Source organism: Streptomyces luteogriseus, from assembly GCF_014205055.1.
GTDB classification, from domain to species: Bacteria; Actinomycetota; Actinomycetes; order Streptomycetales; family Streptomycetaceae; genus Streptomyces; species Streptomyces luteogriseus.
Genome location: NZ_JACHMS010000001.1, coordinates 3,232,978 through 3,249,155 on the forward strand (window position 1 = coordinate 3,232,978; position 16,178 = coordinate 3,249,155).

Consider the following 16,178-nt stretch of genomic DNA (forward strand, 5'->3'; position numbering starts at 1 on the left):
CTCACTTGTCCTTCGCGAGTTCGTACGTCCGGTCCCGCTCGGGGACGGTGGTGTCGCTGCCGGGCGCGACGAGGGCGAGCCGGACCCGCTTGGCGAACGACTCGGCGTAGGTGATGCGCTGCGCGTCGAGGGCGGAGAGTGCGAACGTGATCGGGACGGCTTCGGTGGGCTGCCGGGTGCGGTTGGACTCGTCGGGCTCGAGGGGGGTGAGGTCGCCGACGTCGAGGACCTTGGCGTTGGTGACGATGATCTTCGACTGGTCGGGGTCGCCCTCGCGTGCGCCCTCGAAGGTGGCGTAGACGTTGACCGAGGCGCCGGGCGTGATCTTGCCGGCCACGCCGGTCGCCGCGTCGATCATGATGGCGACCTCCTGCTGGCCGGGCTGGAGGGCCGGCCGACGGACGATCATGTCGGACTGGAGCAGCGAGCCCGCTTCCAGCGTGGTCACGGCGATCTTGCCCTGTATCTCCCGCAGATCGGTGACCGCGTTGTCGGACAGCCACCGTTCGGGCATCTCGATCTTCTCGAACTGGCCCGTGCTGAGGGTGGTGTAGGGCGGCACGTCGGATTTCAGCCGGTAGGCGGTGACCTCGGGGCCGACCTTCGACTTCACGTCGCTGATCACGGAGAGCACGCCGGCGAAGGCGCCGAGGGCGCAGACGATCGACAGGAGCAGAAGGATCACGCCGCGGCGCTGACGGGAGTTCATGAACCGTACAACCTCGTTGGGGATATCGGTCGAGCGGGATCGGAACAGTGCTGACGAGCGGGGTCAGCCTCAGCCGACGGCCGTTCGGTTCTCGAGCTGCTTGCGGGGCGGGCTGTCGTGGACGGGTGGCGTGGCCGAACAGAACACGCAGCGGTCGCCGATGACGTCGATGCCGCACCAGTGGCACTGGCTGCGCCGGACGGAGGTGACCAGCTGGTAGAGCACGGACAGGTCGGGCAGGTAGCTGCAGAACTCGATGAGCTTGCCGGTGCCCCACCAGCCGGGCGACTCGGCCGGGAGCGGGGTCTCGCGCAGCCCCTGCACCTTCCAGGAGGGGGCGAGGGTGCCCGTGACCCAGTCGGACTGGAGCTGCCCCTTGGCGACCAGCATCCAGGTGCCGAACTCGGGGCCGGGGAGGTCTGCTTCGGGTGTGATCTTGACGAGCTGCGGCTCGGGGTGGGCGAGGACGCCGAACTGGCTCCCGGGCACCCAGGACTTGGCGTGCGACTTCAGACCGACGGGGACGCGGTCGAGGCGGGCGACGGAGCCGAGCAGCGCGCCGGCGTGGATGTAGTGGACGAGCAGCCGGCCGGCGGAGGCGAGCACGCCGGGGCTGATGTCGCAGGAGGCGAGCTGCCGTAACTGCCGGGCCAGGACGGCCAGTCCGAGGGGCGGCAGATCCGGCCGGAACAGGGCGATGCGGTCGCTCTCCATGAGGGAGCGCAGGGTGTGCAGCCGTCGTCGCACCGCGGTGGGCGCGGCCTGTGAGCAGACCACGATCACATGCCCGTGGTGCTCGACCAGGGCCTGCATCTCGGCCAGCGCCTGCTCCAGTGGGCGTCGTTCGACGTCCCGCAGCACGACGGCGGGCAGGGTGCGTTCGTCCTGTGGCGGCAGCGCCATGTCGGCACTGGTCACGGCAATGGCAGTTGGCACGCGCAGCTCCCCGTTTCCCCATGCCCGTCGGAACGCCGGGTGTCACTCCGGCGCACCGTGTCGACTTCACTGCGTGACTACCTCAGCACTGTATCCACGGCTCTGTGACCGGAGAACAGCGTTTGTGTAGCTGAGGAGCAACTGTCGTTGCACAAGATGCGTCAAAACGGGGCAGGTTGAGCATCTTGCCGGTCGGCTCGACGGTTCCGGGCGGTCCCGGGCCGGCCATGGCGCCGTCGACGGGATGCACGGAGGAACGCACGGCGGGACTGCCGCTCGACAGGTTGGTCTGGACCTCTTGACAGCCGCTTTGGTCTGGACCATTTTCTTGTCATGTCCCCACACAGACGATCCCTGCGTTTCTGGTCGGGTGCCGTCACGGCTGCCCTGGCCCTCACTGTCACGACCGTCGGCCAGGCCAGCGCCGCCGACGTCAACAACGCCAGGAACGCCGGCTTCGAGGCGGGCCTGAGCGACTGGACCTGCTCGGCCGGCAGCGGTACGACGGTCTCCTCCCCGGTGCACACCGGCTCGGCCGCGCTCCAGGCGACCCCGGCGGGGCAGGACAACGCCCGGTGCGCCCAGACGGTACGGGTGAAGCCCGACTCGACGTACACGCTGGGCGCCTGGGTGCGGGGCGGATACGCCTACCTCGGCGTGACCGGCACGGGCACCACGGACGTGTCCACCTGGACGCCCGACTCCTCGTCCTGGAAGCAGCTGTCGACCACCTTCACCACGGGCTCCTCGACGACCTCGGTGACGGTGTACACGCACGGCTGGTACGGGCAGGCGGCGTACTACGCGGACGACGTGTCGGTCTTCGGGCCCGACGGCGGCGGGGGCACGGACCCGGGCCCGACGATCCCGTCCGCGCCGGGCGGCCTGAACGTCTCCGGCACGACGTCCTCGTCGGTGTCGCTGGCCTGGAACGCCGTCTCCGGGGCGACGGGTTACACCGTCTACCGCGACGGCACCAAGGTGACCGCGGTCTCCGGCACCTCGGCGACGGTGACCGGGCTCGCGGCCTCGACGTCGTACTCCTTCCGGGTCACGGCGACGAACGGGGCCGGTGAGTCACCGAAGTCGGCGGCGGTGACGGGCACCACGAACAAGCCGAACGGCCCCGGCCCGGCGCTGCCCAGGCACGCGGTGACCGGCTACTGGCAGAACTTCGACAACGGCGCGACGGTCCAGAGGCTCGCCGACGTCCAGGCGCAGTACGACATCATCGCCGTCGCCTTCGCGGACGCGACCTCGACGCCGGGCGCGGTCACCTTCAACCTCGACTCGGCCGGTCTCGGCGGCTACACCGTCGACCAGTTCAAGGCCGACATCCGGGCCAAGCAGGCGGCCGGGAAGAAGGTCATCGTCTCGGTCGGCGGCGAGCGCGGCACGGTGGCGGTGAACGACGCGGCCTCGGCGGCGAACTTCGCGAACAGCGTGTACTCCGTGATGCAGACCTACGGCTTCGACGGCGTCGACATCGACCTGGAGAACGGTCTCAACGCCACCTACATGACGCAGGCCCTGCGGTCGCTCTCGGCGAAGGCGGGCTCGTCGCTGATCATCACGATGGCGCCGCAGACCATCGACATGCAGTCGACATCGAACTCCTACTTCCAGACGGCGCTGAACATCAAGGACATCCTCACCGTCGTCAACATGCAGTACTACAACAGCGGTTCCATGCTGGGCTGCGACGGCAAGGTCTACAGCCAGGGCTCGGTCGACTTCCTGACGGCCCTGGCCTGCATCCAGCTGGAGAACGGCCTCGCCCCGTCCCAGGTGGGCCTGGGCCTGCCGGCCTCCACCCGGGGAGCGGGCAGCGGCTACGTCTCACCGACCGTGGTGAACAACGCCCTGGACTGCCTGGCCAAGGGCACCGGCTGCGGGTCCTTCAAGCCGCCCCGGACGTACCCCGGCCTGCGCGGCGCCATGACCTGGTCGACCAACTGGGACGCGACGGCCGGCAACGCGTGGTCCAACGCGGTGGGGCCGCATGTGCACGGACTGCCGTAGCGGCCCCTACCCCATCGGACGGTAGTGGCCGAGGACCCAGGCCAGCTGCGGGAACCACTCCTGTAGCCGCGTCCTGGGCCTGGCCTCCACCACGCACTCGTAGAACCCGCCGTCCATGTGGACCACGGCGACCATCAGCGCCTTGCCGTCCGGGCTCGCCCGGTAGTGGACGCCGCGGATCTCCGGCCAGCGGAACTCGACCGTGTGGCCGGAGGTCTCGAAGGCCACGCCGGACGCGTCGACGACGACCGCGTTGCGCTTGTCGACGGCCAGGAAGTCCGGCCCCGCCGCCGCCTGCTGGGGCGGCGGCGCCTGGGCGTACGGGGGCTGTGGCGCCCGGGCGTACGGAGGCTGCGGCGCGTACGCGGGCGGCGCCGGTGCGTACTGCGGCGGGGGCGGGCCGAAGCCCGGGCCGGGTGGCGGGTGCTGGGTCATCCGGCCATTCTTCCGCCCTAGAAGAACTCCCCCCACGGCTGGTCCCAGATCTGCTTCACGCACAGGATCAGGAACAGCAGGCCGGCGATGGCGAGCATGGCGTTGCTCAGGTGGCCGTTGCGCCACTCGCGGGGCGTGCGGGAGGAGTTGAGGAGCCAGATCAGGGTGGCGGCGAGGAAGGGCAGGAAGGCCGCGCCGAGGACGCCGTAGATGATGATCAGGCGGAAGGGCTGGCCCTCGAAGAGCAGGATCATCGGCGGGAAGGTCAGCCAGAGCAGGTAGGCGCGGAACGGCCAGGAGCGTTCGCGGGTCCCGGAGGCGACTTCCTCGCCCTTGGCCTGGCCCTGGCCCGTCAGGCGGGCCACGAAGTCGGCGAACATCAGGCTCACGCCGTGCCAGACGCCGATCAGCGAGGTGAAGGACGTGGCGAAGAAGCCGATCAGGAAGAACTTGGCGGTGGCCGAGCCGTACTCCTCCTCCAGGATGTCGCCCAGCTGGATCAGGCCCTTGTCACCGCTCGCGATCGCGACGTTCGCCGAGTGGAGCAGTTCCGCGCCGACGAACAGCATGGCGATGACGAAGATGCCGGTCGTGGCGTAGGCGACGCGGTTGTCCAGCCGCATGACCTTCATCCAGCCGGTGTCGGTCCAGCCCTTGGCGTTGACCCAGTAGCCGTACGCGGCGAGAGTGATCGTGCCGCCCACACCGCCGATCAGACCGAGCGTGTTGAGGATCGAGTCCTTCTCGTCCGGCAGCACCGGCAGGAGTCCGGCGAAGGCGTCGGCGATGTTCGGCGTGACCCGGATCGCCAGGTACACCGTCACCACGAACATGACGCCCACCAGGACCGTCATGACCTTCTCGAACACCGCGTACTTGTTGAACCAGACGAAGACCAGACCCACCAGGCCGCAGGCGATGCCCCACCACTTGAGGTCCATCACGTCCGGGAACAGCGCCTGCAACGGCAGCGCGCTCGACGACATCGCCGCCGCGCCGTAGACGAAGCCCCACACCACGACGTAGACCGCGAAGAACCAGGTCGTCCAGCGGCCGAGGCTCGCCCAGCCGTCGAACAGGGTGCGGCCCGTGGACAGGTGCCAGCGGCCCGCGGCCTCGGCCAGGGAGATCTTCACCAGACAGCCGATGATCGCGGCCCACAGGAGGGTGTAGCCGAAATTGCTGCCCGCGATCAGCGTGGCGACCAGGTCACCGGCGCCGACACCGGTCGCCGCGACGACGATGCCCGGACCGATGTGTTTCCAACTCGCTTTCCGGAGCCGCGGTGGATGGGTGGCCTCGTTCTCCGTGGTGTTGCCCGTGGTGTCCGCCATGCAGGTCAAGAAAGCTCAAAGGCGCCCGCGGGACAAGAGGGCCTGGCCGGATCTTCACGCGATACCCGTACGACTCACCTGCCCGGCCGGGCCCTGGCGGCGGGACGCACCGCCAAGGCCCTGCCCGGCGGAGCGTCACGGCTGTCGCCGACCGCAGCCGTCCGATCCGCAGGTGCCGAGCTCGAACCACACGGTCTTGCCCGGCCCGTCCCGGTGGCAGCCCCAGCGCTGGGCGAGCGCGTCCACCAGGAACATTCCGCGGCCGCTCTCCCCCGCGCCGGCGTCCAGCACCCGCGGCACGCGGCGTTCGGCGTCGGCGACCTCGCAGCGCAGGACGCCGTGCGCGGCGAAGAGGGTGAGCCGGAAGCCGCTCCCGGCGTGCACCAGGGCGTTGGTGGCCAGTTCGCCGACGAGCAGTTCGGCCACGTCCGCGACCTCGCCGTCCTCGCCGAGCCCCCATCCCTCCAACTGCCTGCGGACCTCCGCGCGTGCCTCGCGGACGGCGGAGGTCCGGGGTGGGTACTCGACACTCAGATGGCCTGCTCCCAGGGGTGGTTGCGGGAACGGGCCGTAGCGGGCGTCGGGGTCCGGGAGGTGCCGCCCGGAGAGTTGCAGCATGGGTCCAGGGTGATCCCCGGGGGTGGTCCGGCACAGGGGGAGGACTACCCGATCCCCTACCTGCTTGTGCAGGTAGGGGGCTATGCGTACTGGAGACGGACCGTCGCTCCCCCGGCGTCGTCGCGGATGTCCACGTACGCGCAGACCTGACGCGCGTACCACAGCCCCGGGCCCGGATCCGGGCCGGCGGTCGGCGGGACGAAGCCGGCGAGCGGGTCGTCGAGGCGGCGCACCGAGCGCAGTTCGGCGACGCAGGCGGGTGCCTCGCCCCACAGCAGGAGGTCGCCGCCGAGGGGCGCGAGGGCCGCCGCGGTCTCCGTCACGGCGGCGGCGAACAACTCGGCGTCCGCGGCGGGCAGTCCCCGCCCCACCGCCCAGCCCTGCACGGTCGTGGCGCGCGGCTCGGCGAGGGACAGCGCACCGGCCGGGGGCAACGGCAGGGGGACGGCGTCGAGTTCGGCGGCGAGCCGCAGCGGGTCCTCGTAGACCTCCGTTTCGGGGTGGGTGCGGCGGGCCGCGGCGACGACGGCGGGCCCGGCGGTGCGGGTGTCGTACGCGCACAGGGCGGTCGTGGACATGGGCGCGAAGAGGAGGTTGGCGAAGGCCTCGTAGCGGATCCACTCGGTGGTCTCGCGGGCCGAGCGGCCGGCGCGCCCGCTCCACACGGGCTCCATGACGAGGTGGAGCCGGCCGCCGGGGCCGGCGTGTGCGGTGAGGTAGGCGGCGGCCCGGGCGATGGCGTTGGCGGCGGAGCCGGTGTACCACTCGGTGTGCGGGATACAGGTGACGTCCTTCGCGTCGGAGCCGAGGGCGTCGCGCAGGAGGTCCAGGTTGCGCGGGGCGGCGATGGCCACCGGCGGCGGCTCGCCGGAGGCGCCGAGGCCTTCGCCGAGGAAGGGCAGGGCGGCGGTCACGAAGCCGTCGTCGGAGTCGAAGACGGCCATGCGGTGGTCGAACGGACTGGGTTCTCCGGTGGTCACGTGATCCCCTCGGGTGGGTGTGGGTGGCGGTGACGGTGGGGTTGGCGGTGGGAGTGCGGGCGCGGGCGGGTCAGCGCTGTGCGGTCATCCAGGCCGCGATCTGGCTGCGGTTGCGGAAGCCGAGCTTGCTGAGGATGCGTTCCACATGGCCTTCGGCGGTGCGGCGGGCGATCACCAGGCGGTCCGCGATCTGCTGGTTGGCGAGCCCTTCGGCGACGAGCCGGGCGACCTCGGTCTCGCGGCGGGTCAGCCGGACCGAGGTGCCGTCGTGCGGCGGCGGAACGGCGGTGGCCTCCGCGGGGTGCGGGCGGCCCGGCTCCTGGCAGGCGTGGCCGACCAGTTCCGCGAGGCCGAGCGCGTGGCCCCGCCGGTGGGCCCGCTCGAACGCGTCGCGTCCGAGGGCCGAGGCCGACCGCTCCTCGCTGGCCCGGCGTGCGGAATTGAGGGTGTGGGAGCCCCAGCGGCCGGTGTCGATGTCGGCCCAGGCGCGGTCGGCGCCGCCCAGCAGCAGGGCGGCGTGCTCGTGGGCACCGCGTTCGGCCGCGATCGACGCGAGCAGGTCGAGGGTGAGGGCGATGCCGATGACGTCGTGGACGGCGAGTTTCAGCCGCAGGGCCTCGCGGCCGTGCCGTTCGGCCCGGGGCCAGTCGCCGCGTACGGAGTGTGCGAGGGCGAGGATGCGCAGCACATAGGACCGGACCCATTTCTCGCCGTGCCGCTCGCACAGTCCGAGGGCCTGTTCGCAGACCTCGACGGCCCGCTCGGCCTCGCCCAGGAAGGCCAGCGCGCAGGCGAGTTCGACCTGGTCGAGGCCGACGAGGCTGAGGTGCCGGCCGGGCACGGGGCCGCGGGCGACGGTGGTCTCGAAGTGCCGGAGCGCTCCGGGCAGGTCGTCGCCGAACAGCCGGATGACGCCGATGACGTACTCGGCGTGCGCGGCCTCGGCGGCGTCGCCGAGGGCACGGGCGAGGGCCAGGGCCTCTGCGGCGTGGCGGTGGCCCCGGGGGAAGTCCCGGGTGGCGGCGGCCAGCAGCCCGGCGACCCACAGGCCGCGGGCCCGTTCCCGGGTCGGTTCGGGGGCGGCGGCCAGGGCCCGGTCGAGCCAGTACAGGCCTTCCCGGGAGGCTCCGCAGGCGTGCCAGTAGAACCAGAGCGTGCCGGCGAGACGCAGTCCCGCCAGGGCCTCGCCGGGGGTGGAGAGACTGAAGTCCAGGGCGGCGCGCAGGTTGTCCCGGTCGGCGCGCAGCCGGGCGACGGTCTCCGGCTGCCCGGGCCCGAACCAGCCGCGTTCGCACGCCTCGGCCCGCCGCAGCATCCAGTCGCGCTGCCGCCGCCGGGCGGCCTCCTCCTCCCCTGCGATCCGCCTCAACTGCTCCAACCCGTACTGCCGCAGGGTGTCGAGCAGCCGGTACCGCACCCCGCCGGGGCCGGGCTCCCGGCAGAGCACGGACTTGTCCACGAGCCCGGCGACGGCTTCCAGGACGTCGTCGGTGCGTGGGCCCGGGGGTGAGAGCAGGGTGAGGGGGGACCCGGTGTGCTCTGCCGCGGAGTGGAGGCGTGCGCCGGGGTTGTCGGCGGGCTGGAAGCGTGCGCTGGGGTTGTCGGCGGGCTGGGTGCGTGCGTCGGGGCCGTCGACGGGCTGTGCACCGGGGCCGCCGATTGGCCGGACGCGCGTGCCGGGGCGGCCGTCGGGGGGCTCGCCGCTTGCACCGGAACCGTCGCCGACACGGAGGCCTACGCCGGACCCACCCGTCGGCCGGATGTGCACGCCGGACCCACCCGTCGGCCGGACACACACACCGGACCCGTCCGCCGGCCAGCCCCCCGCATCGGCCCCGTCCCCGAACCAGCCGCCCGCACCGGACCCACCTGTCGGCCAAGTGCCCGCACCGGAACCACCCCCGCCCCGGGCGTCCGCGCCGGACCCACCCGTCGGCCAAGCACCCCCACCGGAACCACCCCCGCCCCGGGCGTCCGCGCCGGAGCCCTCGCTGGGCCGGGCCGGCAGCGTGGGCAAGGGCGCCGCGGGCGGGAGGTCGCCGCCGCCTTCCGGAGGCCGGGCGGTGGTCTCCGGGGTGGTGTCCGCGCACACCGCCTCCGCCGTCTCCAGGTCGAAGCCGCCCGCCAGGACCGACAGCCGGGCCCACACCGTCTGCTCGGGAAGCGTGCACAGGTCGTGGCTCCAGGCGACCGCCGCCCGCAGGGTCTGGTGGCGGGGCAGGGCCGCGGGGCTGCCGGTGGTGAGGAAGCGGTAGCGGTCGTCGAGGCGGTCCAAGAGCTGGTCGACGTCGAGGACGCGCATGCGGACGGCGGCGAGTTCGATGGCGAGGGGCAGACCGTCCAGGCGGTGGCACAGGCGGGCGACGGAGGCGCGGTTGGCGGGGGTGAGGCGGAAGCCGGGGACGACGGCGGCGGCCCGGTCCGCGAAGAGGGTGAGGGCCGGGTAGCCGGCGGCGGCGGACAGGTCGGCGTGAGGGTCGGGCACCGGCAGCGGCCGTACCTCCAGCAGGTGCTCCTCGGTGAGGCCGAGCCGGTGGCGGCTGGTGGCGAGGATCCGGACGCCCTCGGTGCCGTGCAGCAGGGCCGCGGCGAGCCGGGCGCACGCGGCCGCCAGGTGCTCGCAGTTGTCGACGACGAGGAGCAGCCGCCGGTCACGTACCTGTTCGACGAGGGCGTCCAGGGCCGGCTGGGCGGAGCGGTCCTGGAGGCCCAGCGCGTCGGCGGCGGCGAGCGGGACGAGGGCCGGGTCGTGCAGTCCGGACAGGTGCACGAAGCGCACGCCGTCCGGGAAGGCCCGCTGCACCCGGGCCGCGATGCGTGCGGCGAGCCGGGTCTTGCCGACGCCGCCCGGTCCGGTCAGCGTCACCAGCCGTGCGCGGGCCAGCAGTTCGCGGCCCTGGGTCAGTTCGCCACGCCGGTCGACGAAACTGGTCGTCTCGGCCGGCAGGTGGTGGTCCCGTCGTGGCGCTGATCCGCCCATGATCAGCCAGTCCTCTGAAGGGGTGGGGGTCCGGGGCTCCGGACACTCCGGCTCCCCTTGCGCGGACACTCACCCTCCCCCGCGGCGTACATATATGCACGCCGGGGCCACCCCTGGGGGTGCACTTCCGGCGGGACACCTCGGGCGCGGCACTGCGCGCGTACACTGCGCGGCCACTTTTCAGTCTTGACCTGCTCATGCCATCAGCAGAACGATGTGCGCCACCCGCACCACGTACGTCGCACGGAACAACCCCACCTCCCACAAGGAGATTTCATGCGACTTCGCATACGAGGCTCCGGTGCCCGCACCGGCAGACGCACCGCCGCCCTCGCCGGCCTCCTCGCCCTCGCCCTCGCGGCGCCCCTGTCCGCGACGACGAGCGACGCCACCGCCGACAGCGCCCGCACCGCGGCCCCCTCGGCCGACGACGTCCGGCAGTACGAGATCCATCTGCACTCGACGGCCGAGGACCGCACGGCACTTCAGCGCACGGGCGTGACCGTGGACGAGGTCCACGGTCACGGTGTCGTGGTCTCCGGCCGCGCGGACCAGATCAGGAAGCTGCGCACGCTGGGCTACGAGGTCACCCGGCTCGGCGCGGTGCCCGACCGCTCCGCCGGCGACGACGACGTCCGGCTCTTCGACTTCCCCTCGGGCGACTCGAAGTACCACAACTACGCGGAGATGACGAGCGAGATCAACTCGATCGTCTCGGCCAACCCGTCCATCGCGAGCCAGCGCGTGATCGGCACGTCGTACCAGGGCCGGAACATCGTCGCCGTCAAGATCAGTGACAACGTGGGCACCGACGAGTCCGAGCCGGAGGTGCTGTTCACGCACCACCAGCACGCCCGCGAGCACCTGACCGTCGAGATGGCGCTCTACCTGCTGCGCGAGCTGACCTCCGACTACGGCTCCGACTCACGCGTCACGAGCATGGTGAACAACCGCGAGATCTGGATCGTCCCGGACATCAACCCGGACGGCGGCGAGTACGACATCGCCACCGGCTCGTACCGCTCCTGGCGCAAGAACCGGCAGCCCAACTCCGGTTCGTCGTACGTCGGTACGGACCTCAACCGCAACTGGAGCCACCGCTGGGGCTGCTGCGGCGGCTCCTCGGGCTCCACCTCGTCCGAGACGTACCGGGGTCCGTCGGCGGAGTCGGCGCCCGAGGTGAAGGTCGTCTCCGACTTCGTGCGCAGCCGGGTCGTCGGGGGCACGCAGCAGATCAAGGCCGGTGTCGACTTCCACACGTACAGCGAGCTGGTGCTGTGGCCGTTCGGCTACACGTACTCCGACACGGGGACCGGGATGACCGCGGACGACAACGCGGCGTTCAAGGCGGTCGGGCGGAAGATGGCCGCGAGCAACGGGTACACGGCGGAGCAGTCCAGCGACCTGTACATCACCGACGGGTCGATCGACGACTACCTCTGGGGCACGCACAAGATCTTCGCGTACACCTTCGAGATGTATCCGCGGTCCGGCGGCGGGGGATTCTACCCGCCCGACGAGGTGATCGAGCGGGAGACCTCCCGTAACCGCGACGCGGTGCTGCAACTGCTGGAGAACGCGGACTGCATGTACCGGTCGATCGGCAAGGAGAGCCAGTACTGCGGCTAGTCCGCGTCCGCCTCTGCCTCTGCCCGGGTCTCGGCCTCCGTCTCGAAGTAGACGTCCAGGACCGCGTCCAGCTGCTCGTCCCACTCCTTGAAGTGGCTGCGGGCCGGCGCCTCGATCTCGATCGGGTACCAGCGCCGGTCGGGGGTGTGGACGGTGACGGTGTACCGCTTGCCGAAGCGGGCCGTCTCCGTCTCCACCGCGCCGATCTCGTCCCAGCGGAACTCGCATTCCTGGTCGTCCAGGGACAGGCGTACGCCTCTGTGGTCGGCGACCATCCTGGCGCGGCGGTCGGACGCCTCGAAGACGGGGCCGTCGGTCTCGGTGTCCTCCTCCGGCTCGGAGGGGGGCACCTTCGCCGCCTCCGCCGCCTCTTCCGGCTCGGCGGCGGCCGCGTCGGCCTCCTCGGCGTCCGCGACCTCAGGCTCCTTCTCCGGCCCGTCCCCCTCCGTCCGTGCGGACGCGGGTGACGTGAGCCCGGGGATGAAGGCCGGGTCGAATCCGGCGCCCTCCAGGGGCTGGCTGCTCGAACCTATGCGCTGCTCCACAGGGGAGCAGTATGGTCGAGAAACCTGTGCGGCACACAGTCGACCCCGACTTCGTTATCAGACGCCTACACGAACAGGCTCAATACCGCCGCCACCGCGAACCCCGCCACGGACAGCACGCTCTCCAGCACCGTCCAGGTCTTGAGGGTGTCCCGCTCGCTGATGCCGAAGTACTTGGCGACCATCCAGAAGCCGCCGTCGTTGACATGCGAGGCGAAGATGGAGCCGGCCGAGATGGCCATGATGACCAGGGCGACGAAGGCCTGGGAGTGGTCGCCCTCGGAGAGCAGCGGGGCCACGATGCCCGCCGTCGTCACGATCGCCACCGTCGCCGAGCCCTGGGCCACGCGCAGGACCACGGAGATCAGGTAGGAGAGGACCAGCACCGGCAGGCCCACGTCGTTGAACGTGTCCGAGAGGGCCTGGGCGACGCCGCTGGCCTTGAGGACGGCGCCGAAGACGCCGCCCGCGCCGACCACCAGCAGGATGTTGCCGACCGGCTTGAGGGACGCGGTGGACACCGTCTCCAGGGACTTGCGGGACCAGCCGCGGCGGATGCCCAGCAGGTAGTACGCGAGGAACAGGGCGATCGTCAGCGCCACGAACGGGCTGCCGAAGAACTCGATCACCGAGCGGAGGGTGGAGGGGTCCAGGGCGATCGAGGAGAAGGTCGCCGCGAGGATGAGGACCAGGGGGGTGCCGATGATGCCGAGGACCGTGCCGAGGGAGACCGGCTGCTCGCTGGGCGCGACCCCGGCGGCCCGCTGCTCGTCGAAGACGGCCTGCCTGGCCTCCTCGGCCGCCTCGACCATGTCCTGCGGCACGGGGACGAAGATGCGGCGGCCGACCCACGCCGCGTAGCCCCAGGCGGCCACCACGGCGGGCAGACCGCAGACGATGCCCATGAGGATGACCCAGCCGAGGTCGACGTTCAGGAGACCGGCCGCGGCGACCGGGCCGGGGTGCGGCGGCAGGAAGGCGTGTGTCACGGACAGGCCCGCGAGCAGCGGCAGGCAGTAGAGCAGGATCGACTTGCCGGAGCGCTTGGCGGCGGCGTAGACGATCGGGGCCAGGACGAAGATGCCGACGTCGAAGAAGACGGGGATGCCGAAGATCAGGCCCGTGAGGCCCATGGCGAGCGGGGCGCGCTTCTCGCCGAACAGGCCGAGCAGACGCCTCGCCAGTACCTCGGCGCCGCCGCTGACTTCGAGGATCGCGCCGAGCATGGTGCCCAGGCCGATGATGATCGCGACATGGCCGAGGATGCCGCCCATGCCGGACTCGATGGTGGAGACGGCGTCCGACTTCTGGACGGTGCCGAAGAGTTCGGTGACCGACAGGCCGGCGGCGAGGCCGACGGCTATGGAGACCGCGAGCAGGGCGACGAACGGCTGGAGTCTCATCCTGATGATGAGGAACAGCAGCAGCACGATGCCGAGCGCGGCGGTGAGCAGGAGTCCGGCCGTGCCGTCGACGAGGAGGAGCAGTCCTCCCGTGTGGGGTGGGGTCTCGGCAGGGGCGGACGCGGCGAGCGGAAGGGACATTCGGGGGTCCTCTACGTAAAGGCATGCAGCTTCTGGGTAGGGGGGAGCGCGGCGCGGCGCATCGGTGGCGCCGCGCCTCGGTAAGGCGGGGGTGGGGGTGGGTCAGCCGAGGACGGCCAGCGCGTCGATCTCGATGAGGAGGCCCGCGGGCAGTCCGACGTAGACGGTCGTGCGCGCGGCGGGCGGCTGGGTGAGGCCCTGCTCCTCGAAGTACGCGTTGTAGATCGCGTTCATCTCGGCGAAGTGGTCGACGTCCGTCAGGTAGACGCGGATCATCATCACGTCGTCCCAGGAGGCGCCGCCCTCCTCCAGGATGGCCTTGACGTTGGCCAGGGTCTGGAGGGTCTGCTCGCGCAGGGTCGGCCCGGCGGGCGTGGGCGCCTTGCCCTCCTCTGCGGGCAGGAAGCCGACCTGGCCGGCGACCTGGAGGATGTTGCCCTTCCTCACACCGTGCGAGAACTTGGCCGGCGGGGTGGTGTGGGTTTTGGGGGTGAGTGCGATCTTGTCCGTCATACGGTGCCCTTCACTGGTGTTCTGCCGGAGTACTCCCCGCTGATGGCGTCCGCCGTACGGCGCACCAGCGGCAGGAGGGTGAGGAGTTCGTCGGCGGTGACGACGACGTTCGGCGCGGAGACCGACATCGCGGCGACGACCCGGCCGTCGGCGCCGCGGATGGGCGCCGCGACGCAGTTGATGGACTCCTCGTGGCCGCCGAGGTCGGTGGCCCAGCCCTGTTCGCGCACCTTCTCCAGCTCCCGCAGGAAGGCGCCGGCGTTGGGTGTCGAACGGGACGTGTACATGGGGTAGTCGAGCTTCTCCGCGACCGCCCGCCGCTCGTGCTCGGGCAGGTCGGCCAGCAGCAGCTTCGCGACCGCGGCGACGGTGATGGCGACGGGCTTGCCGATGCGGGAGTACATCCGCACCGGGTAGCGGCTCTCGACCTTGTCGATGTAGAGGACCTCGTTCTCCTCGTACACGGCGAGGTGCACGGTGTGCCCGCAGCTCTCGTTGAGGCGGACCAGGTGGGGGTGGGCGATCTCGCGGACGTCGAGGTTCTCCATCGCCTCCTGGGCGAGCGCGAAGAGCCGGGCGCCGAGGCGGTAGCGCTGGTCGGACTGGCGGTAGACCAGGCCGTGCTCGTGGAGGGTGCGCAGCAGCCGCAGGGCCGTGGACTTGTGCACATCGAGGCGGTCGGCGACCTGCCCCAGGTCGGCGGGGCCCTCGGCGAGCAGCGGCAGGATGCTGAGCGCGCGGTCGACGGTCTGGCTCATGACGTTCGTACCTCCTCGTCGGCCCGCTGTGTCTCATCGGTCCAGCCCGGGCCGAGTCGCAGTCTCCCCCATGCCGCGTCGTCCAGGGCGACGAGCCGGTCGGCGTGCTCCCGCGCGGGCGGTGTGGCGAGGTCGCCGGGCACGGTGAGCGCGGCGGCGGCCATCAGATGCCCGTGCCGCAGCCGCTCCCGCACGGGCAGTCCGCGCAGGGTCGCGGAGAGGAACCCGGCGGCGAAGGCGTCTCCGGCACCGACGGCGGCGACGACGTCGACGCGGGGCGCGGGGACGAAGGTGACGTCCCGGCGCTCGAAGACGGTGGCTCCGGCGGCGCCCTGCTTGACGACCAGCACCTCGGGTTCGGGGAGGGCGGCGCGGACGGCTTCGGCGCTGTGCAGCCCCCACGCCTCGTCCTGCCCGACGAAGACGAGGTCAGCGCCCCGGGCGAGGTCGCGCAGCACCGTCGCGGCGTCCGTGTCGCGCCACAGGCCCGGCCGGTGGTTGACGTCGAAGGAGACCAGGGGGCGGCCGGGGCGGCGGGCGGTCAGGTCGCGCATCAGGTCGAGGCAGGTCCCGGACAGCGCGGCGGTGATCCCGGAGAGGTGCAGCACGCGCCCGGCGCGCACCGCCGCGGGGTCGGGGTCCGTCGCGCTCATCGCGGACGCGGCGGAACCGGTCCGGTAGTAGGCCACCTCGTGGGCGTCGCCGGCCCGGTCCCCGGCGGTGCGGAAGTAGATGCCGGTGGGACGGCCGGGGTCGCGCCGGACGTGGGCCACGTCGACTCCGTACCCGCCGATCGTCTCCACCAGGTGATCGCCGAACGCGTCGTCCCCCACCCTGCTGATCCACCGCGCGGAGTGCCCGGCCGCCGCCAGCACGCACGCCACGTTCGACTCGGCCCCGCCGATGCCCCGCGCGAAGGACGGCACATCGGCGAGGCGCCCCGGCCGGGACGGCAGGAACGTGACCATGGACTCGCCGAGCGCGACGACGTCCACGACGTCGGGGGCGTTGCAGGGTCCGGTGGGGGTCACGATGCTCGTAGCTCCTCGTCGAGGCGTCGGGTGGCGGAGTGCCGGGGTGTCGGTGCGGCCGGGGTGTCGGTGCGGCCGGTGGCGGTTTCATTGACCGGGGGTGGCCGAGATGTTAGACAGCGTTCAGCGACATGCGCAATGAAG

14 protein-coding genes are annotated in these 16,178 nt (G+C 71.8%); 2 read left to right on the forward strand and 12 right to left on the reverse strand.

Annotation, left to right across the window (positions count from 1 at the left end; genetic code table 11):
* Position 1: 1 nt before the first annotated feature.
* Together cpaB and BJ965_RS13845 are read right to left on the reverse strand one after the other, a co-directional pair.
* Positions 2-709 carry a Flp pilus assembly protein CpaB gene (gene cpaB, locus BJ965_RS13840; RefSeq protein ID WP_184908918.1) on the reverse strand — a complete coding sequence of 236 codons (708 nt, stop codon included), beginning with the start codon at positions 707-709 and terminating at the stop codon, positions 2-4.
* A gap of 69 nt (positions 710-778) precedes the next feature.
* Positions 779-1,612, reverse strand: coding sequence for a hypothetical protein (locus BJ965_RS13845; protein WP_184917131.1), 834 nt, complete (start codon positions 1,610-1,612; stop codon positions 779-781).
* 366 nt (positions 1,613-1,978) lie between these two features.
* Here BJ965_RS13845 and BJ965_RS13850 point away from each other — a divergent pair, with 366 nt between their 5' ends.
* Positions 1,979-3,667 carry a chitinase gene (locus tag BJ965_RS13850; RefSeq protein WP_184908919.1) on the forward strand — a complete coding sequence of 563 codons (1,689 nt, stop codon included), beginning with the start codon at positions 1,979-1,981 and terminating at the stop codon, positions 3,665-3,667.
* Positions 3,668-3,673: 6 nt separating this feature from the next.
* Here the strand turns inward: BJ965_RS13850 and BJ965_RS13855 are convergent, their stop codons facing one another.
* The 5 genes from BJ965_RS13855 to BJ965_RS39325 form a co-directional block, all read right to left on the reverse strand.
* Entirely contained in the window at positions 3,674-4,102 is a 429-nt protein-coding gene (locus tag BJ965_RS13855) for a hypothetical protein (protein ID WP_184908920.1), read from the reverse strand.
* A gap of 17 nt (positions 4,103-4,119) precedes the next feature.
* The gene (locus BJ965_RS13860; protein ID WP_184908921.1) at positions 4,120-5,436 is read right to left on the reverse strand and encodes an Nramp family divalent metal transporter; all 1,317 of its coding nucleotides are present in this window, start codon (positions 5,434-5,436) and stop codon (positions 4,120-4,122) included.
* 135 nt (positions 5,437-5,571) lie between these two features.
* Positions 5,572-6,054, reverse strand: a complete 483-nt coding sequence (locus BJ965_RS13865; protein WP_246545894.1) for an ATP-binding protein — start codon at positions 6,052-6,054, stop codon at positions 5,572-5,574.
* Between the two features lie 80 nt (positions 6,055-6,134).
* Positions 6,135-7,034, reverse strand: a complete 900-nt coding sequence (locus BJ965_RS13870; RefSeq protein WP_184908922.1) for an MEDS domain-containing protein — start codon at positions 7,032-7,034, stop codon at positions 6,135-6,137.
* Positions 7,035-7,104: 70 nt separating this feature from the next.
* Positions 7,105-10,014, reverse strand: coding sequence for a LuxR C-terminal-related transcriptional regulator (locus BJ965_RS39325; protein ID WP_246545895.1), 2,910 nt, complete (start codon positions 10,012-10,014; stop codon positions 7,105-7,107).
* A gap of 276 nt (positions 10,015-10,290) precedes the next feature.
* Between BJ965_RS39325 and BJ965_RS13885 the strand changes: the two genes are divergently transcribed.
* On the forward strand, positions 10,291-11,643 hold the full coding sequence (locus BJ965_RS13885; protein WP_184908923.1) for a M14 family metallopeptidase: 1,353 nt from the start codon (positions 10,291-10,293) through the stop codon (positions 11,641-11,643).
* Here BJ965_RS13885 and BJ965_RS13890 read toward each other — a convergent pair.
* From BJ965_RS13890 to BJ965_RS13910, 5 genes are all read right to left on the reverse strand, one after another.
* Positions 11,640-12,188: a hypothetical protein gene (locus BJ965_RS13890; protein ID WP_184908924.1), complete on the reverse strand. Its 549-nt coding sequence runs from the start codon at positions 12,186-12,188 to the stop codon at positions 11,640-11,642. The two genes, BJ965_RS13885 and BJ965_RS13890, sit on opposite strands and share 4 nt — an antisense overlap.
* 65 nt (positions 12,189-12,253) lie before the next feature.
* The gene (locus BJ965_RS13895; RefSeq protein ID WP_184908925.1) at positions 12,254-13,732 is read right to left on the reverse strand and encodes a GntP family permease; all 1,479 of its coding nucleotides are present in this window, start codon (positions 13,730-13,732) and stop codon (positions 12,254-12,256) included.
* A 102-nt stretch (positions 13,733-13,834) separates the two neighbouring features.
* A complete protein-coding gene (locus BJ965_RS13900; RefSeq protein ID WP_184908926.1) occupies positions 13,835-14,245 on the reverse strand; it encodes a RidA family protein in 411 nt (136 codons plus the stop codon).
* Positions 14,242-15,003, reverse strand: a complete 762-nt coding sequence (locus tag BJ965_RS13905; RefSeq protein ID WP_184908927.1) for an IclR family transcriptional regulator — start codon at positions 15,001-15,003, stop codon at positions 14,242-14,244. Before BJ965_RS13905 ends, BJ965_RS13900 begins: the two co-directional genes overlap by 4 nt.
* Positions 15,000-16,034 (reverse strand): sugar kinase, encoded by a 1,035-nt coding sequence (locus BJ965_RS13910; protein WP_184908928.1) that lies wholly within the window; start codon positions 16,032-16,034, stop codon positions 15,000-15,002. Before BJ965_RS13910 ends, BJ965_RS13905 begins: the two co-directional genes overlap by 4 nt.
* Positions 16,035-16,178: the final 144 nt, after the last annotated feature.